The sequence below is a fragment of the Paraburkholderia humisilvae genome, from assembly GCF_902859855.1.
GTDB classification, from domain to species: domain Bacteria; phylum Pseudomonadota; class Gammaproteobacteria; order Burkholderiales; family Burkholderiaceae; genus Paraburkholderia; species Paraburkholderia humisilvae.
In genome coordinates this window covers 58,508-77,756 of sequence record NZ_CADIKH010000008.1, presented here as the reverse complement: position 1 = coordinate 77,756, position 19,249 = coordinate 58,508, and the positions used below count along the sequence as shown (strand labels likewise).

21 protein-coding genes are annotated in these 19,249 nt (G+C 63.1%); 2 read left to right on the top strand and 19 right to left on the bottom strand.

Going from position 1 to position 19,249, the window contains the following annotated elements; genetic code table 11:
- Positions 1 to 19 precede the first annotated feature (19 nt).
- From lepA to HV796_RS09970, 15 genes are all read right to left on the bottom strand, one after another.
- Positions 20 to 1,813, bottom strand: a complete 1,794-nt coding sequence (gene lepA, locus HV796_RS10040) for a translation elongation factor 4 (RefSeq protein WP_175226319.1) — start codon at positions 1,811 to 1,813, stop codon at positions 20 to 22.
- A 258-nt stretch (positions 1,814 to 2,071) separates the two neighbouring features.
- Positions 2,072 to 2,353: a glutaredoxin family protein gene (locus HV796_RS10035; RefSeq protein WP_281369769.1), complete on the bottom strand. Its 282-nt coding sequence runs from the start codon at positions 2,351 to 2,353 to the stop codon at positions 2,072 to 2,074.
- Positions 2,354 to 2,358: 5 nt separating this feature from the next.
- Entirely contained in the window at positions 2,359 to 3,888 is a 1,530-nt protein-coding gene (locus tag HV796_RS10030) for a DegQ family serine endoprotease (RefSeq protein WP_175226318.1), read from the bottom strand.
- 19 nt (positions 3,889 to 3,907) lie between these two features.
- Complete coding sequence (locus HV796_RS10025) at positions 3,908 to 4,954, bottom strand: MucB/RseB C-terminal domain-containing protein (RefSeq protein WP_175226317.1); 1,047 nt, start codon at positions 4,952 to 4,954, stop codon at positions 3,908 to 3,910.
- A 4-nt stretch (positions 4,955 to 4,958) separates the two neighbouring features.
- Complete coding sequence (locus tag HV796_RS10020; RefSeq protein WP_175226316.1) at positions 4,959 to 5,594, bottom strand: sigma-E factor negative regulatory protein; 636 nt, start codon at positions 5,592 to 5,594, stop codon at positions 4,959 to 4,961.
- 135 nt (positions 5,595 to 5,729) lie between these two features.
- Positions 5,730 to 6,329 carry an RNA polymerase sigma factor RpoE gene (rpoE, locus tag HV796_RS10015; RefSeq protein WP_075157742.1) on the bottom strand — a complete coding sequence of 200 codons (600 nt, stop codon included), beginning with the start codon at positions 6,327 to 6,329 and terminating at the stop codon, positions 5,730 to 5,732.
- 92 nt (positions 6,330 to 6,421) lie between these two features.
- Entirely contained in the window at positions 6,422 to 6,874 is a 453-nt protein-coding gene (locus HV796_RS10010) for a protein YgfX (RefSeq protein ID WP_175226315.1), read from the bottom strand.
- Positions 6,875 to 6,965: 91 nt separating this feature from the next.
- A complete protein-coding gene (gene fabF / locus HV796_RS10005; protein WP_175226314.1) occupies positions 6,966 to 8,204 on the bottom strand; it encodes a beta-ketoacyl-ACP synthase II in 1,239 nt (412 codons plus the stop codon).
- A gap of 248 nt (positions 8,205 to 8,452) precedes the next feature.
- Positions 8,453 to 8,692 carry an acyl carrier protein gene (acpP, locus tag HV796_RS10000; protein WP_004197638.1) on the bottom strand — a complete coding sequence of 80 codons (240 nt, stop codon included), beginning with the start codon at positions 8,690 to 8,692 and terminating at the stop codon, positions 8,453 to 8,455.
- 148 nt (positions 8,693 to 8,840) lie between these two features.
- Positions 8,841 to 9,590: a 3-oxoacyl-ACP reductase FabG gene (gene fabG, locus HV796_RS09995; protein ID WP_175226313.1), complete on the bottom strand. Its 750-nt coding sequence runs from the start codon at positions 9,588 to 9,590 to the stop codon at positions 8,841 to 8,843.
- A gap of 126 nt (positions 9,591 to 9,716) precedes the next feature.
- The gene (fabD, locus tag HV796_RS09990) at positions 9,717 to 10,652 is read right to left on the bottom strand and encodes an ACP S-malonyltransferase (RefSeq protein ID WP_175226312.1); all 936 of its coding nucleotides are present in this window, start codon (positions 10,650 to 10,652) and stop codon (positions 9,717 to 9,719) included.
- 144 nt (positions 10,653 to 10,796) lie between these two features.
- Positions 10,797 to 11,786 carry a beta-ketoacyl-ACP synthase III gene (locus HV796_RS09985; protein WP_175226311.1) on the bottom strand — a complete coding sequence of 330 codons (990 nt, stop codon included), beginning with the start codon at positions 11,784 to 11,786 and terminating at the stop codon, positions 10,797 to 10,799.
- Complete coding sequence (plsX, locus tag HV796_RS09980; RefSeq protein WP_175226310.1) at positions 11,786 to 12,997, bottom strand: phosphate acyltransferase PlsX; 1,212 nt, start codon at positions 12,995 to 12,997, stop codon at positions 11,786 to 11,788. Before plsX ends, HV796_RS09985 begins: the two co-directional genes overlap by 1 nt.
- A 205-nt stretch (positions 12,998 to 13,202) precedes the next feature.
- The gene (gene rpmF / locus HV796_RS09975) at positions 13,203 to 13,382 is read right to left on the bottom strand and encodes a 50S ribosomal protein L32 (protein ID WP_175226309.1); all 180 of its coding nucleotides are present in this window, start codon (positions 13,380 to 13,382) and stop codon (positions 13,203 to 13,205) included.
- A gap of 150 nt (positions 13,383 to 13,532) precedes the next feature.
- Entirely contained in the window at positions 13,533 to 14,210 is a 678-nt protein-coding gene (locus HV796_RS09970; protein ID WP_175226308.1) for a DUF177 domain-containing protein, read from the bottom strand.
- A gap of 228 nt (positions 14,211 to 14,438) precedes the next feature.
- Here HV796_RS09970 and HV796_RS09965 point away from each other — a divergent pair, with 228 nt between their 5' ends.
- Positions 14,439 to 15,059 carry a Maf-like protein gene (locus tag HV796_RS09965; RefSeq protein ID WP_175226307.1) on the top strand — a complete coding sequence of 207 codons (621 nt, stop codon included), beginning with the start codon at positions 14,439 to 14,441 and terminating at the stop codon, positions 15,057 to 15,059.
- On the top strand, positions 15,056 to 15,775 hold the full coding sequence (locus HV796_RS09960) for an SAM-dependent methyltransferase (RefSeq protein WP_175226306.1): 720 nt from the start codon (positions 15,056 to 15,058) through the stop codon (positions 15,773 to 15,775). The genes HV796_RS09965 and HV796_RS09960 overlap by 4 nt, the downstream gene beginning before the upstream one ends.
- Before the next feature lie 106 nt (positions 15,776 to 15,881).
- Here the strand turns inward: HV796_RS09960 and HV796_RS09955 are convergent, their stop codons facing one another.
- Genes HV796_RS09955 through HV796_RS09940 form a run of 4 tightly spaced genes read right to left on the bottom strand, consistent with a single transcriptional unit; the run spans position 15,882 to position 19,037 of the window.
- Entirely contained in the window at positions 15,882 to 16,889 is a 1,008-nt protein-coding gene (locus tag HV796_RS09955) for a S49 family peptidase (RefSeq protein WP_175226305.1), read from the bottom strand.
- A 51-nt stretch (positions 16,890 to 16,940) separates the two neighbouring features.
- Positions 16,941 to 17,354, bottom strand: coding sequence for a Rieske (2Fe-2S) protein (locus HV796_RS09950; RefSeq protein WP_377692966.1), 414 nt, complete (start codon positions 17,352 to 17,354; stop codon positions 16,941 to 16,943).
- Positions 17,354 to 18,013 (bottom strand): HAD-IA family hydrolase, encoded by a 660-nt coding sequence (locus HV796_RS09945; protein ID WP_175226303.1) that lies wholly within the window; start codon positions 18,011 to 18,013, stop codon positions 17,354 to 17,356. The genes HV796_RS09950 and HV796_RS09945 overlap by 1 nt, the downstream gene beginning before the upstream one ends.
- Positions 17,994 to 19,037: an RluA family pseudouridine synthase gene (locus tag HV796_RS09940; protein ID WP_175226302.1), complete on the bottom strand. Its 1,044-nt coding sequence runs from the start codon at positions 19,035 to 19,037 to the stop codon at positions 17,994 to 17,996. Before HV796_RS09940 ends, HV796_RS09945 begins: the two co-directional genes overlap by 20 nt.
- Positions 19,038 to 19,249: the final 212 nt, after the last annotated feature.

Here is a 19,249-nt window from a genome sequence, read left to right as displayed (position 1 = left end):
GGGATTCCCGTTGTTCGTCTTATTTGTCTTCGACGCGGAGGATCGCGAGGAACGCCTCCTGCGGAATTTCAACCGAGCCGACCTGCTTCATCCGTTTCTTGCCTTCCTTCTGCTTTTCCAACAACTTCTTCTTGCGCGAGATGTCGCCGCCGTAGCACTTCGCCAGCACGTTCTTGCGCAATGCCTTGATGTTCTCGCGCGCGATGATGTGTGCGCCGATCGCCGCCTGGATCGCGACGTCGTACATCTGGCGCGGGATGATCTCACGCATCTTCGCCGCCACTTCGCGGCCGCGGTACTGGCTCTGCGAGCGGTGAACGATGACGGACAGCGCGTCGACCTTGTCGCCGTTGATCAGCATGTCGACCTTCACGACGTCCGACGCGCGATATTCCTTGAACTCATAGTCCATCGACGCGTAGCCGCGCGACACCGACTTCAGCCGGTCGAAGAAGTCGAGCACGATTTCGGCCATCGGCATTTCGTAGGTCAATTGCACCTGACGGCCGTGGTACTGCATGTTCACCTGGTTGCCGCGCTTCTGCGTGCACAGCGTGATGACCGAGCCGACGTAATCCTGCGGCATATACAGGTTCACCGTGACGATCGGCTCGCGCACTTCTTCGATTCGCGACGGATCGGGCATCTTGGCGGGGTTCTCGACCGTCACGACCGTGCCGTCGCGCTGCAGCACTTCGTACACCACCGTCGGCGCGGTGGTGATCAGGTCCATGTCGAACTCGCGCTCGAGCCGCTCCTGCACGATTTCCATGTGCAACAGGCCGAGGAAGCCGCAGCGGAAACCAAAACCGAGCGCCTGCGACACTTCGGGTTCGTATTGCAGCGACGCGTCGTTCAGCTTCAGTTTTTCGAGCGATTCGCGCAGCGCGTCGTACTGGTTCGCTTCGACCGGATAAAGACCGGCAAACACCTGCGGCTTCACTTCCTTGAAGCCCGGCAACGGCTCGGGCGCCGCATTCTTGACCGTGGTGACCGTATCGCCGACGCGCGCCGCCGTCAGTTCCTTGATGCCGGCGATGATAAAGCCCACCTGCCCCGCGGACAGCGTTTCGAGATTCTTCGATTTCGGCGTGAACACACCGACGTGCTCGACCGGGTACTCGGCGCCGGTCGCGATCATGCGAATCCGGTCTTTCGCGCGCAGCGTGCCATTGACGATGCGCACCAGCATGACGACGCCGACATAGTTGTCGAACCACGAGTCGATGATCAGCGCCTGCAGCCGCCCGTCCACATTGCCCTTCGGCGGCGGCACTTTCACGATCAGCGCTTCGAGCACGTCTTCGACGCCCTGCCCGGTCTTTGCGCTGCAACGCGTCGCGTCGGCCGCGGCAATGCCGATCACGTCTTCGATTTCGGCGATGGCGGTTTCCGGGTTCGCCGCCGGCAGATCGATCTTGTTGAGCACCGGCACGACTTCGACGCCGAGTTCAATCGCCGTGTAGCAGTTTGCAACCGTCTGCGCTTCGACACCCTGGCTTGCATCGACGACCAGCAGTGCACCTTCGCACGCGGACAACGAGCGGCTGACCTCGTACGAGAAGTCGACGTGCCCCGGCGTGTCAATCATGTTCAGGTTGTAGACCCGGCCATCGCGCGCCTTGTAGGACAACGCGGCGGTCTGCGCCTTGATGGTGATGCCCCGTTCGCGCTCGAGATCCATCGAGTCGAGCACCTGTGATTCCATCTCGCGGTCGGACAGGCCGCCGCAAATCTGAATGATGCGATCGGCAAGCGTCGACTTGCCGTGGTCGATGTGCGCGATGATCGAAAAGTTACGAATATGATCCATTCAAGTCCGATCAAGCAAAAAAGGCGCGCTCGTTGGGTCGCGAAGCACGCCTCGTAAACTGACTGAAAAACCTGCCCATTTTAGCTGAAAAGGGGTCCCGCAGGCGGATTTGCGGGGCTGGCGGGCGCGCGAGAGCACAAGCAGGGCAAGACCTGGCGGCCTCGAATGCAAATTCGAGGCCAGTGTGTGACACGGTCCATGCGTGGGTTCATGACCGGCTCACGCGCGGTTCGGTCTGACTGTGGCCAGGTGGATGCATCAGCGCGCGGCCGCATCGGCCTTCGCGGCCAGCACCCCACGCACACGCGCTTCGTCGAGGTGATAACGGCACAGCTCGGTTCCGTCGCAGACCAGCACCGGCACCGCTTCGTTATAACGCGCTTCGAGCGCGGCGTCGGCATCGATATCGATCACATCGACGCGCGCACCGAATTCGGCAAGCAGCGGCTCGAGCGCGGCGCGCATGTCGTCACACAGATGACACCATGCGCGCCCGTAGAGCGTCAGCACCACCGGCTCGCGCGACGCCGGCTTCGTCACAAGCGTCACTTCTGCGGCGCGCGCGGGCGGATCGGCACGAACTGCGTGTTGTCGCCCCGGCGCACGAGCAGCGCGATCATCTTCTGAGGGTCGAGATGCGCGGTGAGCTCGTCGAACTGCTTCGCGCTCGTCACGTCGGTATCGCCGATCCGCAAGATGATGTCACCCTTCTCAAGGCCGACCCGTGCGGCCGGCCCGTCGACCGCGTCGACCTGCACGCCGTTGCGCAGCTTCAGCGACTTCATCTGATCCGACGGTATATCGCTGACCGCGATGCCGAGCGCATTCGATGCCTGCTGTTTCGGCGCAGGCGGCTTGCGCTGATCGGCATGCGCGGTCTTGTCCGGCTGCATCTCGGCGACCGTAACCGACAGGTCGCGCGTCTGGCCCTTGCGCCAGATCGTGATCGTGGTTTTCGTGCCGGGCTTCGTATCGCCGACCATGCGCGGCAAATCGGTTGCGGTATCCACCGGATGACCGTTGAACTTCAGGATGATGTCGCCCGGCTGCACGCCTGCCTTGTCGGCCGGACCGCCCGGCTCGACGCTGCTCACCAGCGCACCCTGCGCCTTCGGCAAGCCGAGCGAATCGGCGACATCCTTCGTGACTTCGCCAATCGCCACCGCGATGCGACCGCGCACGACCTTGCCCGACGTCTTCAATTGATCGGCGACGCGCATCGCTTCGTCGATCGGAATCGCGAACGAGATGCCCATAAACCCGCCGGTGCGGCTGTAGATCTGCGAGTTGATGCCGATTACCTCGCCTTGCATATTGATCAGCGGTCCGCCCGAGTTGCCCGGGTTCACCGCGACGTCGGTCTGGATAAACGGCAGATAGTCGCCGGTGTCGCGGCCCTTCGCGCTGACGATACCCGCCGTCACCGTGTTTTCGAGCCCGAACGGCGAGCCGATCGCGACAACCCATTCGCCGACGCGCACCTTGTTCGAGTCACCGATCGTCACGGTCGGCAGGTTGGTCGCGTTAATCTTGACGACCGCGACGTCGGTGCGTTCATCGACGCCGATCAGCTTCGCCTTGAATTCGCGCTTGTCGGTGAGCGTCACGTAAATCGAGTCCGCATCGTCGATCACGTGCGCATTGGTCATCACGTAACCGTCCGCCGACAGGATAAAGCCCGAGCCAACGCCGCTATTCGTTTCGGAATCGCTGTTGTCCTGCGGCGAATCCCCACCCTGGCCACCACCCGGCCCGCCCTGGCTACCCCCTTGACCGCCCTGGCCATCGTTGCCGCCGCCGTGCGGCGATTGCGGCGACTGCGGCAGCGGAATACCGAAGAAGCGACGGAAGAATTCGGACATGTCGCCGTCGTCGAGCCCAGGCGGCAAGCCGCGGTTGCCGGTCGGCACATGCGCGGTGGTCCGGATATTGACGACCGCCGGGCCGACCTTGTCGACCAGGTCCGTGAAATCGGGAAGGCTGGCTGCAGGCGCCGCCACCGCCGCATGCGGCAGAAACGGCAGGCAAGCCAGCAGCGCGGCCGCGAGGAATTTGCGCACCGAGAAAGTCGTCATGTCGTGGTAAGCCGATGGATTACTTGGGAGCCTTGTATTCTATGGCAGACGCGAATTGCTGCAACGTGGCTTGGGGCACCTCGCCCAGCAGGGTAATCCAGAAGTCCCCGCGGCGCTTGACGAGCACATGGGTCGCCCCACTGCTGCCCGCGCCTTCCTTCCGCGTATTTTTTTCGACCGGCTCGACGAAAATCGAAATGGCCGCGAGGCCATCGGAGAACACCATCTGGTCGACCGGAATAGGCGGGTTGCCCGGATCGTGCGCCGCCATCGGACGCCGCAGCTCACGAATCTTTCGGAAGCCTGACACGTTCGGTGTGATCTGCCAACCCTGCGCTTCCATGTCGACCGGCTCGACCGGCGGATGCACGATCGTCCATCCGGCGGTATTACGAATACCCGCTGCGATCGGCGCCTTGTCGACCGGTACACCGATACGGATCTGCGAAAACGACAACTGCTCGAGCACCTCGCCGCTCGGATCGAGCGTCTGCGCGCGCAGCAGCAGGCCGGTTTTCGTATCGGCCCACAGCTTGTAGGCGAAACGGTATGCGTCTTTCGGATCGAGCTCGATCACGTCGGCTTCGAGGCCCGCGACGCGATCGCGGCCGAGTAGCTTCGGCTCGTACACCGACAGTACGTCATCGCTGCTGGCGGACAGCAGCGCAGGAAACGAATCCTTGTTTTGCCGTTGCTCAACGACGAGCAGACGCCGCTCGGGCACGAACGTGTACATCTCGTCGTTATGCCGCAGCATCTTGCGCGGCTTGCCGTCGAGACTTTCGAGCTGTTCGTATTCGCCATCGTTGCGTGTCGCATAGTGCGAAATGTGCGACGTTTGCACGAAGGTGCCGCGCTGATAGACGAATGCGCCTTCGTAGTTCTGCTGCTGAGCGGCCTGATGGATTCGATTGAGCAGTTCGGCCGCCGTATGGTGGGCCGAAGCGTCGTCCTGCGCAAACGCGCGAGGAGCCGTGGATAACACTGAAAGTAATGCGGCTGCGCAGAACAGTAGCGCCGGCAGCCGTCCCCAGGTTGTCTTTTTATTGAACCGCAAAGTCTGCATCGAGCTATCGGCCCTGCGTAGTGACGGCCGCGCGAATCAGCGGCACGGCGCTGCCCATCACCGGCTGCTGCGCGAACTGCTGATGGGCTTCCAGATACTGATCAAGACTCGCGTCACGGATGATGTTTGCATCCTGCACCGCCGGCTGCGCGGTCGCTACCGGCATGGACGCCATCGCGACACGCTGCAGCGTGTCGCCGGACGATACCGACGCGACCTGCGACACACCCTGTACGCCCGTGTTCACGCCCTGCAGTTGCGGGACGACGATCCATGTCAGCGTCGCGGCCGCGGCGGCTACCGCGAACGCCGGCAACAGACGGCGCCCGAACGCATGACGCCGGCCGCGTAAAACCGACGACCACGACGGCGCAACGATATGCGCTTCACTTTCGAAGCGCGCCGCAAAGCCGCTCATGAAAGCGCGGCTCGCGACCGCACTCAATGCCAGATCGTCGGAACGCAGCGCGTCGCCGATCAGATGATAGTCCGACCACGCCGCGCGATCGTTGCGATCGAGCGCGGCAATCAACGCTGCCGGCTCATCGCCGGACCACTCCCCGTCGATCAGCGCGGACAGACGCTCGCCGCGCGAGCTCGCTTGCAGATTAGCTTCCGATCGCATCGAGACCGACCCCATGATGCTCCCCATCGTTACAGACACCCCATAGTGACACCACCTGACCCAGATATTGCACCGCTGCCCCGCAAGGCCGCTAAAACGCCATCGAAAAGCTTCGACCGACATCGCGCCGAAGCGCAACCCATCGTGCGATTACCAGCGTTTGCCTTCGGGAGTGTCCAGCAACGGACGCAATTTTGCCGCAATGGCTTCGCGAGCACGGAAAATTCTCGACCTGACGGTGCCAATCGGGCAACCCATCATTTCGGCGATTTCCTCGTAGCTCAAACCCTCAATTTCACGAAGAGTAATGGCGGTGCGCAGCTCTTCCGGTAAAACCGCCATCGCAGCATTGACCGTCTCCGCGATCTGTTTGCTCATCAACATCGACTCGGGCGTGTTGATATCCCTTAGTTGGTCGGCATCCGAGAAAGTTTCAGCTTCTTCAGCGTCCGCTTCGGTCGACGTGGGCGCGCGCCGGCCCTGCGTCGCAAGGTAGTTCTTCGCCGTATTCACGGCAATCCGGTACAACCACGTATAGAAAGCCGATTCACCGCGAAATTGGGGCAGCGCCCGGTATGCCTTGATAAACGCATCCTGGGCCACGTCCTCGACCTCGGCAGGATCCCGCACGAGGCGCGAGATCAGCCGGATGATCTTGCGGTGGTATTTCGTGACCAGAAGCTCGAACGCGGCCTTGTCGCCGTTCTGCACGCGTTCGACCAGCACCTGATCAATTTCTTTTTCGCTCACCTGATAAATCCGTTAGCTAGGGGCCCGCGGGGGCACCATTGTAGCGTCCCCTTCACCCCGTCACGTTACAGCAGTAATCGCGGTAACAGTCGTTACAACGCCCCGTGCGCGGCGCGCCGGGCCTGTACCGACAGTTCACGGAAATGGTCGGAGCAAAGCATGTCGGCGGTAACGAGCAGCGTGCGGGACCGGCCATTGTCGCCCACAAGCGCAATGGACAGCAGCCAACCGCTCCATTGCGCGAAGCCGGCGATACGGCCCTGCGCGACCGGCTGTCCGGCGCGATTCCAGGCGGTCAGAGTATCCGACCCGATTTTAAGCGACGCGGGCCGGCGCCGTGCGTCTTGCACGAGCACGACGCTCAGCACGACAAGCGTCGTCAGTGCGGCGACTGCGGCGTGCAACCAGGCAGTACGCGATGCGAGTGTCGTGAAAACCGCTGCGGCAGCGACCAGGATAAAGCCGGCGGCCACGCCATACAACAAGGCGGAACGTCGCAGCACGATGCACTGCGACGTTCCGCCTGCGGAGACTTCAGGTTGCATTTGCCCCGCCGGCGGCGCCGCATCGAGCGGCGCCGCCGGTGATCGGACAGATTGAGACGGCTGCGGGGGCTGCGTCAAACGGTAACGCCGCTTATACGCGCTTGAACACCAAGGTTCCGTTCGTGCCACCGAACCCAAACGAGTTCTTCAGCGCGACGTCGATCTTCATCTCCCGCGCGGTGTTCGCGCAGTAGTCGAGATCGCATTCCGGGTCCTGGTTGAAGATGTTGATAGTCGGCGGCGACATCTGGTGATGCATGGCGAGCACCGTGAACACCGACTCGAGACCGCCGGCGCCGCCGAGCAGGTGCCCGGTCATCGACTTGGTCGAGTTCACGACAATCTTCTTCGCGTGTTCGCCGAATGCGCGCTTGATGCCGATCGTTTCCGCGAGGTCGCCAAGCTGCGTGGACGTGCCATGCGCATTGAGATAGCCGACCTCGTCCGCGTTGATGCCGGCGTTCTTCATCGCGGCCAGCATGCAGCGCCGTGCGCCGTCGCCGTCTTCGAGCGGCGCGGTCATGTGGTACGCGTCACCGCTCATGCCGTAGCCGGCCACTTCCGCGTAAATCTTCGCGCCGCGTGCCTTCGCATGCTCGTACTCTTCGAGAACCATCACGCCCGCGCCTTCGCCGAGCACGAAGCCGTCACGGTCCTTGTCCCACGGACGACTCGCGGTAGCCGGATCGTCATTGCGTTGCGACAGTGCGCGCGCCGCGGCGAAGCCGCCGATGCCCAGCGGCGACACGGTCGATTCCGCGCCGCCGGCGATCATCACATCGGCGTCGCCATACTCGATCAGCCGCGATGCTTCGCCGATGCAATGCAGGCCGGTCGTGCACGCGGTCACCATCGACAGATTCGGACCCTTCAGGCCGAACTTGATCGACAGATGGCCGGAGATCATGTTAATGATCGATGCAGGCACGAAGAACGGCGAAATGCGGCGCGGGCCGCGGTTTAACAGTTCGGTCTGCGTGATTTCGATCATCGGCAGACCGCCGATGCCGGACCCTACCACCACGCCGGCACGCTCGGCATTCGCTTCGTTGATTTCGAGGCCGCTGTCCTTGATCGCCTGCATGCCGGCCGCGATGCCGTAATGGATGAACGTATCCATATGGCGCGCTTCCTTGCCGGGCATGTACTCCTCGACATTGAAGCCCTTGACCTCGCCAGCGAAGCGAGTGGAGAAGTTCGAAGCGTCGAACTTCGTGATGTCGGCGATGCCGGATCGGCCGGCGACCAGATTGGCCCATCCGTCGGCAACATTATTGCCAACAGGCGAAATCAGCCCCAGGCCTGTAACAACAACACGACGGCGGCTCACGGTAACCCCTTTTCCATAGAATGACGAAAGCAAAAGCAGCAGTTCATGCCAAAGCAAAAGCCACAGCGGCAACAGGCAACGGGCCTGTGTACCCTGTGGCTATGAACCCGGCGCAAACGCCGATAGCGGCAGCCTGACCGCCGTTTCCGCGCGGACCGCGGATGGGCGCCGCCCATGCGTCGGCTCCAGAATCACAACGGCGGCGGCAGCGGCCATCGACAACGGTGGCGATGCAGGCGCGAATGGCCTTAGGCCTTGACGTTGGCGCGAGCGTAGTCGATCGCTTGCTGCACGGTGGTGATCTTCTCGGCTTCTTCATCCGGGATTTCCATGCCGAATTCGTCCTCGAGGGCCATCACCAGTTCAACGGTATCGAGCGAATCAGCGCCGAGATCGTTGACGAACGAGGCTTCGTTCTTGATTTCCGCTTCCGCGACGCCCAGTTGTTCCGCAACGATCTTTTTAACGCGTTGTTCGATGTTGTCCATTACCCCTCCAAGGGAAAAAAGTTCATAAATACAGGTGCGCGCATTTTATCAGGTTTGCCCCGCTGCAAAACGGCGCGCACGTTGCTGCGAAGGCACCGTCCACGCGCGTGCGAAACTGCATCGCGGCGCGGATAGTAACCGAATTTGATTACGACATATACATGCCGCCGTTCACGTGCAACTCGATGCCTGTAATGTAGGCCGCTTGCGGCGATGCGAGAAACACGACCGCATGCGCGATCTCCTCCGGCGTGCCCAGGCGGCCGATCGGCACTTGCGCCTTCAAGGCCGCCTGCTGCTCTTCGGGCAACACGCGAGTCATGTCCGTATCGATGAACCCCGGTGCGACACAGTTGACCGTGATGCCGCGGCTGCCGATCTCGCGCGCAAGCGCGCGCGTCATGCCGGCGACGCCCGCCTTCGCCGCTGCGTAGTTCGCCTGACCGGGGTTACCCGCCGCGCCGACGACCGACGTAATGTTGATGATGCGGCCACCGCGCGCCTTCATCATCGGACGCAGCACCGCGCGCGACAGACGGAACACCGCCTTCAGGTTCGTGTCGAGCACCGCCTCCCAGTCTTCGTCCTTCATCCGCATCGCGAGCTGGTCCTGGGTAATACCCGCGTTGTTGACCAGCACGTTGAGCGAACCGAATTCCTTCACTGTGCCATCGATCAGTGCTTCCACCGCGGCGCCATCGTTGACGTTCAGCACCACGCCGCGGCCGCTGAGATCCGCGTCGTTGAACGCCTGGGTGATCGCTTGCGCGCCGCTCTCGCTGGTCGCGGTGCCGATCACGGTCGCGCCCTGACGGGCCAGTTCGAGCGCGATCGCGCGACCGATGCCGCGCGATGCGCCGGTGACCACTGCGACCTGCTTGTCGAGAGATTTATCCATCGTGAATTCCACTGTGCCCGCTGTTCGCAGGCGGTTTAAACCCAACTGCCGCGGCGGCGACCCTTCGTTTCCGGTGACGCTACCGCTTTGTTCCGTTGACTTCTGTTGACTTCCGTCCGCTACCGCTTATTGCGCGCTCACCTGCTTGAGCACGTCGTCGAGCGACGCCGGATCGACGATCGCCGCGCCGCCGAGATTGCCGTCGATGCGCTTCGTCAGACCAGCAAGCACCTTGCCCGGACCGCATTCGAACACGTTCGTCACGCCCGCTTTCGCCATCGCCTGCACGCATTCGACCCAGCGCACCGCGCCGGCCGCCTGACGCACGAGCGCGTCCTTGATGCGGGCCGGCTCATGGACGACCGCCACGTCGACGTTGTTGATCACCGAGATCGACGGCACATCGACCTCGACGTTCGCGAGATACGCACGCAGCTGATCGGAAGCGGGCTTGAGCAGCGACGAGTGAAACGGCGCCGACACCGGCAGCGGCAATGCGCGCTTCGCACCCTTGGCCTTCGCGATTTCGCAGGCCTTCTCGACCGCCGCTTTGTGGCCCGCGATCACGACCTGTGCCGGCGCGTTGAAGTTGACCGCTTCGACCGTGCCGGCGGTGGAGGCTTCCTTGCACACCGCGCGCACCGTTTCGTCGTCGAGACCGAGAATCGCCGCCATGCCGCCCTGGCCGACGGGCACGGCCGTCTGCATTGCCTGCGCGCGAAAGCGCACGAGCGGCACCGCGTCGCGAAACTTCAGTGCGCCGGCGGCGACCAGCGCCGTATACTCGCCGAGGCTGTGACCCGCGACGATCGCCGGCGCCGGACCGCCGTCCGCGCGCCATGCACGATAGATCGCATACGCCGCGGTCAGCATCACAGGCTGCGTGTTGGTGGTGAGGTTCAGATCATCCGCCGGGCCTTCGGCGATCAGCTTGCCGATGTCCTGGTTGAGTGCGTCCGACGCTTCCTGAACCGTCTCGCGCACAACAGGATGATCGCCGAACGCGTTCAGCATGCCGACCGATTGCGAGCCTTGGCCCGGAAAAACGAACGCAAATTTCATATCACCCCCCAAGTCGATGTATTCGAATGTCCGCGGCGTCGCGCTGCATTTCGTATGAGCGCGACGCACGATGCGCCCCGCGGTATCCGACACGCGGGCATGCATCGCGCGCAGCCGGCGCCACCGTGGATGGAACGTCAGCCGTCAGAAACGGATCACCGAAGCGCCCCATGTAAAGCCGCCGCCGACACCTTCGATCAGCACGTGATGGCCGCGCTTGATGCGACCGTCGCGGACCGCCACGTCGAGTGCGAGCGGAATGGAAGCGGCCGACGTATTGCCGTGTTCGTGCACGGTGACGATCATCCGCTCCTGCGGCAGGCCGAGCTTGCGACACGTGCTTTGCATGATGCGAATATTGGCTTGATGCGGAATCAGCCAGTCGACCTGCTCGGGTTTCAGGTTCGCTTTTTCGAGTGCTTCGACCGCGACCTTTTCTAGCACGCCCACCGCAAGCTTGAACACCGCCTGACCGTCCATATGCAGGAACGCGCTGCCCGTCACCACGCCGCCATTCACATTCCCCGGCGTGCACAGAATGTTCGAATAGCTGCCGTCCGCATGCAGCGCGTTCGCGAGCACGCCCGGCTCATTCGAAGCCTGCAACACGACCGCCCCCGCGCCGTCGCCGAACAGCACACAGGTGGTACGGTCATTGAAATCGAGGATGCGCGAAAACGTCTCGGCGCCAACCACCAGTGCGGTGCGATGCTGGCCGCTGCGGATAAAGCTGTCGGCGGTCGCGACCGCGTATGCGAAACCGGAGCACACCGCCTGCACGTCGAAGGCCGCGCCGTTGTTGCGGATGCCCAGCTTGTTCTGCAACAGGCACGCGGTGCTCGGAAACACGAAATCCGGGGTCGATGTCGCGACGATGATCAGATCGATCGATTGCGGATCGACATCGGCCGCTTCGATCGCGCGCTGCGATGCGAGCAGCGCCAGTTCACTGGTCGTCACGTCAGGTTCGGCAAAATGGCGCGCATGAATGCCCGTGCGGGCAACGATCCATTCGTCGCTCGTCTCAATGCCCTGCTTCGCGAGACGATCGGCCAGTTCCTGATTGGAGACGCGCTGCGGCGGCAGATAACTGCCGGTGCCGAGCACGCGGGAGTAGGTAGTGGATTGCGCCATTATGCCTTCGAGGATGATGCGGCGTAGGGCTCGGCGCGACCTGCGAGGGGACCCGAGGGACCGCCGGAACTGACCGCGCCGGCGGGATTGGCCGGGGCTGCCGGATCGGCCGGCGTCGGATTTGCGGGATTGGCCGGGTCTCCCGGATTCGCCGTCGCCGCCGCGCTGCTTGCATCGCGCGCGGCTTGCTTCGCCTGTTCAAGTGAGCCCGCGTTCTCCTCCATCGCGCGCGCAAGGCGTTCGAGCACGCCATTTTTGACGGCATCATACGCGCGTTTGATGGCCCACTCAAACGCATAGGCGTCAGCCGAACCGTGGCTCTTGATGACGAGGCTGCGCAAGCCGAGCAGCGCCGCGCCATTGTATTGACGGTGATCGACGCGCTTCTTGAAGCGCAGCAGCACCGGCAGCGCGAGCACCGCCATCACCTTGGTGAGCCACGACCGCCCGAACTCTTCCTTGATGATATCGGACAGCATTTGCGCAAGACCTTCCGACGTCTTCAGCGCGACGTTGCCGACGAAACCATCGCAGACGATCACGTCGGTCGTTCCCTTATAGATGTCGTCGCCCTCGACGTTGCCGCGGAAATTCAGCGTGCTTGCGCGCAGCAATTCGCCCGCGCGCTTGATCGTCTCATTGCCTTTGATGACTTCTTCGCCGATGTTCAAGAGCCCGATAGTGGGACGCTCCTTGCCTTCCAGCGCGGACACGAGCGCGTGACCCATCTCGGCGAACTGCAACAGATGCTGCGGCTCGCAATCGACGTTGGCGCCCAGGTCGAGCATCGTCGTATAGCCGGTCGGGTTCGGCAGCGCGAACGCGATCGCCGGGCGCTCGATGCCCGGCAGCGTTTTCAGCACGTAGCGGGACACCGCCATCAGCGCGCCGGTGTTGCCGGCCGAAATGCAGGCCTGCGCGTCGTCTTCCTTGACGCGATTGAGCGCCACGCGCATCGACGAGTCTTTCTTTTTGCGCAGCGCGATCTCAACCGGATCGTCCATCGCGACGATCTCGGTGGCGGGCACAACCGTCAGCGCCGGCTCGTTCAACGCCTTCAGCTTCTTCAACTGGGCGCGAATCGCACTTTCGATACCGACCAGCATCAGCTGCGCGTCGGGATGCGAGCGAACGAAGTTGACGGCAGCGGGAACGGTCACGGACGGGCCGTGGTCGCCTCCCATGCAATCGATCGTGAGTTTTACAGTCATCGAATGCGACGAATTTCAGGCACAAAAAAGCGGCAAGTGAATGCCGCCTTTTCGATGCCGGGAAAATGTCAGGCGAGTGTCTGTCAAGCCGGCGGTGAATAACTCAACCGTTAAACCTGCAGCAGTGCAAACCGCCGCGGATCCGACAGCGACGAACCCATCGCCGCGCGCAACGCCTATGAGTGGGCGCAACACGCTTCGGCGATTAGTCGTTTTTCGTCTTGACGACTTTCTTGCCGCGATAGTAGCCGTTCGGGCTGATGTGGTGACGCAGATGCACTTCACCCGTGCTCGGCTCAACTGCGAGCGGCGCCGCGGTGAGGAAATCGTGTGCACGGTGCTGTCCACGCCGGGACGCCGACTTCTTGTTCTGTTGAACTGCCATGATAACTCCTGAAAATTTTCCGAATTCTAACACAGCGCGACGCCGCGACCGCCACTGGCCGGCCCACTCACCGCCCCGCTTCACGCTACCCCTACAACCTGCTTGTTCGACCTGCTTTTCGGCTTGCTTATTCGACCCGCTGCGGCCCGTTCAACGCTCGCCACCCGAACCGGCCGATCCTTTCGGGCCTTTCGATTTCAGGCCTTGCAGCGCCGCGAACGGATTCGGCCGTTCGTCCTCGGCGCCGGAGTGTTCATCTGCTTCTTCGTGCTCGCCCTGTTCCGCACCGCTTACACCCGACACCAGACTCTCATGCACTTGCGGACACACATCGTGCTTCGGCACGAGCGGCAACGACAGCAGCAATTCTTCTTCAATCAGCTCGACGAGATTGAACTGGCGCGAACCCACGATCACGTCAACTTCATCCTCGTCGAGCGGAAACTCTTCCGCTTCCGCTTCAGTGCCGACGATCCGGTAAATCGCGTCGACATGGAACGCCTGCTCATACGGCGCAAGGCAGCGCTGGCACTCGAGCCACGCGGCACCGTGAACGGCGAGCCGCAGATACGGCTGCGGCCCCTCGGTGCCGTCGTCCTGCAACTCCGGCTGCGTCGACCCTTCGGCTTGCCAGGTGAACGCGGTATCGCGTTCGTCGGCTGGCACTTCCGCCGGGACTTCGTTTAACATGCGCGGCAGTTGCGAAATGCGCACCACACCGGCGGCTTGCCGCCCGCTGCGCGCAAACTCGAACAGGTCGAACTGCCGCGGGTCCACCGCGGCGGACTTGCCCGCGGGGCTGCCAGATTCGTGAGTCGAATGCGTCATGTTCGTCCCCTGCCTTGTGCACGATGTTGGCGCGACGTGAGCCGATGTTGCTCAACGGCCCGCACAACGGCACTACGTGCGCCCGGCGCTTTCCCAGCGCTTTCCCTATCCGCAGGAGCCGCCGCTAGAAAAGCCCAAGACTATATCCGCTTTGTCTTTAAGAGTCAAACACTTAAGCCCGTGTGTGCAAAGCCGCCAGCGGGCAACCTTTCAAAACCCGATTTCAGCATGCCGGAACCCATCCAACACCCGCCCCGCCTGATTCTCGCATCGAGCTCGCGCTACCGCCGCGTGTTGCTCGAACGCCTGCGCGTTCCATTTGATGTCGCCGTGCCCGCGGTCGATGAAACACCGCTTGCCGGCGAAAGCCCCGCTGCGACCGCGCTGCGGCTCGCCGAAGCGAAAGCACGCGCAGTCGCCGCAAGCCTCGCCGCCGACGACGCCGCGCTCGTGATCGGGTCTGACCAGGTGGCGACCTTCGACAACCTGCAGATCGGCAAGCCCGGCACGCATGACAAGGCGCTGGCACAACTACAGGCGATGCGCGGCCGTGAGGTCCTGTTCCACAGTGCGCTGTGCGTGTTCGACAGTCGCACCATCGACGCACGGTGCATCGACGTCATCACCCGCGTACGCTTTCGCGGCGATCTGTCCGATGCCGCGCTCGATGCGTATCTGCGCGCCGAGACGCCGTACGACGTCGCGGGCAGCGCAAAGGCCGAAGGGCTCGGCATCACGCTGCTGGAAGCGATCGAATCAGACGATCCGACCGCGCTGATCGGCCTGCCGCTGATTGCGCTGTCCGGGATGCTGCTCGCAGCGGGCTACCCGCTTTGGGAGGCGCGATGAGCGGTGTGCTGTATCTGATCCCGAACACGCTTGGCGAAAGCGACGCGCAAGCGCTGGCCGCCGTACTGCCGGCACCGGTGCGTGCGCGCGCCGCGGCGCTGACCTATTACATCGGCGAAAACGCGAAAACCACGCGCGTGTTTCTGAAGAAAGTCGGCACCGAGCGCCCGATCCAGGAAATCGAGATTCGCGAACTGAATGTGAACACGCCCGCCGGTGAAATCGATCGGCTGCTCGCACCGATTCTCGCGGGCACTGACGCGGGGCTGGTGTCGGAGGCCGGTTGTCCGGCGGTCGCCGATCCGGGCGCGCTGCTCGTACGGCGCGCGCATGAGCGGGGCGTCAAGGTCGTGCCGTTCGTCGGGCCGAGCTCGATTTTGCTCGCGCTGATGGCGTCGGGGCTCAACGGCCAGAGTTTTGCCTTTCACGGCTATTTGCCGGTCGACGCCGGCGAGCGCGCCAAGCGCTTACGCGAACTCGAGCAGCAGTCGCGCAAGGTAAAGCAAACGCAGATCTTTATCGAAACGCCATACCGCAATCGCGCCCTGCTCGACACGCTGCTCGCATCGTGTGCGCCATCGACGCTCGTGTGTGTCGCGGTCGATCTGACGCTCGACAGCGAAACGATTGTGAGCCGTGCCGTGAGTGACTGGAAGAAGAAGCCCGCGCCCGATTTGCACAAGCGGCCGGCGATTTTTCTGTTGCTGGCGATTTAACCGCAAACAACGATTTACCGCCGATCTAGCCGCCGATCGAGTCGACGGCTTAGCCGCCAAACACGCGCCTGCCGGACCCCACGCACCCGGCGGCGCGCCGCGCGCGTCACCGTAAATTGAGCTTCCCACCGAGAATCATCGCGTGAATCGCCGCACTCCCCACCGCTGCGCCGAACTTGCGCGCGACACGATCGGTGATGCTTTCCTTGACCGTGTAGTCGACGATATCCGCCGCCTTGATAATCTCGCGCGCCACATAATCGGTGTCGCCAAAGCCATCGGCGAGCCCCAGATCGACGCTCTTCTGGCCGGTCCAGAACAGGCCCGAGAAAATGTCCGGCGTTTCATGCAGCCGCTTGCCACGCCCCTGGCGCACCGCGTCGATAAATTGCGTATGAATTTCATCGAGCATTTGCTGCGCGTGCGCGTCCATCTTCGGCGTTTCAGGCGAGAACGGATCGAAAAAGCCCTTGTTTTCACCGGACGTATGCAAACGCCGCTGGACGCCGAGCTTGTCCATCAGGCCCGTAAAGCCGAAACCGTCCATCAGCACGCCAATCGAGCCGACGATGCTCGCCTTGTCGACATAGATCTTGTCCGCCGCCGCCGCCGCGTAATAGCCACCGGACGCGCACATGTCGCCGACCACCACGTACAAGGGAATTGACGGGTGCTTGCCGCGCAGCCGGCGGATTTCGTTGTAGATGATGCCCGCCTGCACCGGACTGCCGCCCGGACTATTGCAATGCAGGATCACGCCCGCGGTGCCGGCGTCGTCAAACGCGTCGTCTAGCGCGGAGTTGATGTCTTCGGCGTTCGCGTTGGTGTCCGATGAAATCTCACCGTCGAGGTTCACGAGCGCGGTATGACGGCCGGTCGTCACATGGTCTCCGGACAGATCGAAGATGCCCCAGCCGACGATCACCAGGATACCGAGCAACACGAAGCGAAAAAAGATCCGCCAGCGCCGCGACGCACGCTGCTCGGCAATCGCGGCCAGCGCGATGCGTTCGAGCGCGGCGCGCTCCCACCCGGGCTCAGTGCTAGGCTCGCGGCCGGGTGCCGGCTTGCGGTCGGCCGGTTCGTTGGAATCGGGAGTGAGATTGTCAGACATGCGTTGCCGCCAGCATCGATTGGAATATTCCGGAGAGGGATCCGGGCATGTTCAGGGCATTTCGGGTTCGGCACAAACCGGCCGAAGCTCATCATCCGGCAGCCAGAAAACCGCACGCCCGTCGGGCGTTTCGCGCTCTTCGACCCGCACCGCGCGCAGCCTGCCGCCACGGCACGGACCGCCGACGCATTTCCCCGTGTCCGGCGCGTAGATCGCGCCGTGCGTCGAGCACATCAAGTATAAACCTGACGATTCGAAGAACTGACCTTCGACCCAGTCGAGCTCCATCGGCACGTGCGCACAGCGATTCAGGTAGCCGTATGCGGTGCCATCGTAGCGCACGAAGAATACAACGACGTTACCGCCGCCGTACGTCGCGTCGCGCCGCAGGCCCGCGCCGCCGTCGACGAGTTCGTCGGACGCGCACACGCGCACAGGTTCGACCGCTCGGGTGCCTGCACTCATCATGCGTGCTCGCGCAACCAGTCGGACAGCGAGCCAATGCTTTCAGCAATGAATTTCGGCCCGAACGGCGTCAGGGAATCGGCGGGATGCGCGCCGTAAGCGACGCCGACGCCGGCGACGCCCGCATTGACCGCCATCTGCAGGTCATGTGTCGTATCGCCGATCATCACGGTGCGCGCCGGGTCCTGTCCGAGCTCGCGCGTGAGTTCGTGCAGCATCGCGGGATGCGGCTTCGAAAAAGTTTCGTCGGCGCAGCGGGTGCCGTCGAAGAGGCTCGTCAGGCGCGCCTCGTCGAGCGCGCGGTTCAGGCCGACGCGGCTCTTGCCGGTCGCGATGCCGAGCAGGTAACCGGTGTCGCGCAATTCGGCGAGCATGTCGTGCGCGCCCGCGAAAAGCTCGGTGGCCGGGTCTTTCACCAGGAAATGGAAGCGGTAGCGCTCGGCCAGTCGGGGGTAATCGGCCGGATCGAGTGTCGGCGCGGCGATGTGAAGCGCATCGCGCAGACCGAGACCGATCACGTAGCTCGCCGCTTCGGTGGCCGGCACCGGCAGCCCGAGATCGCGGCACGCGGCCTGAATGCTGCGCGCGATATGCGCGGTCGAATCCATCAGCGTGCCGTCCCAGTCGAAGACGATCAGATCAAATTGCTGTCGAGCCATGCGTGTGCGTCGCGTGATGAGAGGAAGTGGGGCCGTGCAGCTCGGCCAGTTGCTCGACGAAGCGCCGGCACTCGGCCGGCAGCGGCGCGTCGAACTGCAGGGTCTCGCGGGTCGCCGGATGCGTGAGCTTCAGCCGGTGCGCATGCAAGAACATGCGCTTCAACCCCGGCATGGCGTTCGCGCGGGCGAGCGCCTTGTTCAGTGCGAAATCGCCATACTTCGCGTCGCCGACGATCGGCAAGCCGATATGGGCAAGATGAACGCGTATCTGGTGGGTCCGGCCCGTTTTCAGTTCCGCCTCCATCAGCGCGTAGCCCGGCCAGCGGTCCACCAGATTGAACACCGTGTGCGACGGCAGGCCGTCCGGCTGGACCCGCACGCGCCGTTCGCCGTCCGGCAGCAGATATTTGTGCAACGGCTCCTTGACCGCCCGGCGGCGGCCCCAGTCGTTCGCCCACTCGCCGTGCCCACAAGCGTAATAGCGCTTGTCGATCCGGTTTTCGCGAATCTGTTCGTGCAGATCGACGAGCGCCGCGCGTTTTTTCGCGAGCATCAGCACGCCCGAGGTCTCGCGGTCGAGCCGATGCACCAGTTCGAGGAATTTCGCGTGCGGACGCGCGGCGCGCAACTGCTCGATGACGCCGAACGCGACGCCGCTGCCGCCATGCACGGCGACGCCGGCCGGCTTGTCGATCACGAGTAGATGCTCATCCTCATACAAAATCGTGAAATGCGCGGACGGCGGCGGCAGCGGCCTGAGTTCGGCCTGATTGTGCGCGATGCGAACCGGCGGCACCCGCACCAGATCGCCGTACGCAAGCCTATACTGCGCATCGACCCGCCCCTTGTTCACCCGCACTTCCCCGCTGCGCAGAATTCGATAAATATGGCTTTTCGGCACGCCTTTACAGACGCGCAACAAAAAATTATCGATCCGCTGACCGGCCGCGCTGTCATCGACTTCGATGATCGACACCTGATCACTTGCGACCGGTTTCTCGGAAATTTTGCCTAACTCTTTCATTCTGAATATAATTTGCCCAGCAGTCTGAGGCGGGCGGCGGGTTCGACCGGCGCGATGAAACCGGCGTGTTAGCCGAACCGCGGGCGGATTGCACAGGTGCAAGTGATAAACCGACATCTTACTTGCGCCGGGGGCTGGTTGCTCACCCCTGACAACGAGATGCAACAAGTTGCACGCACGGAAGCCGTATCCGGCAGGGACAGCGCCCAAAG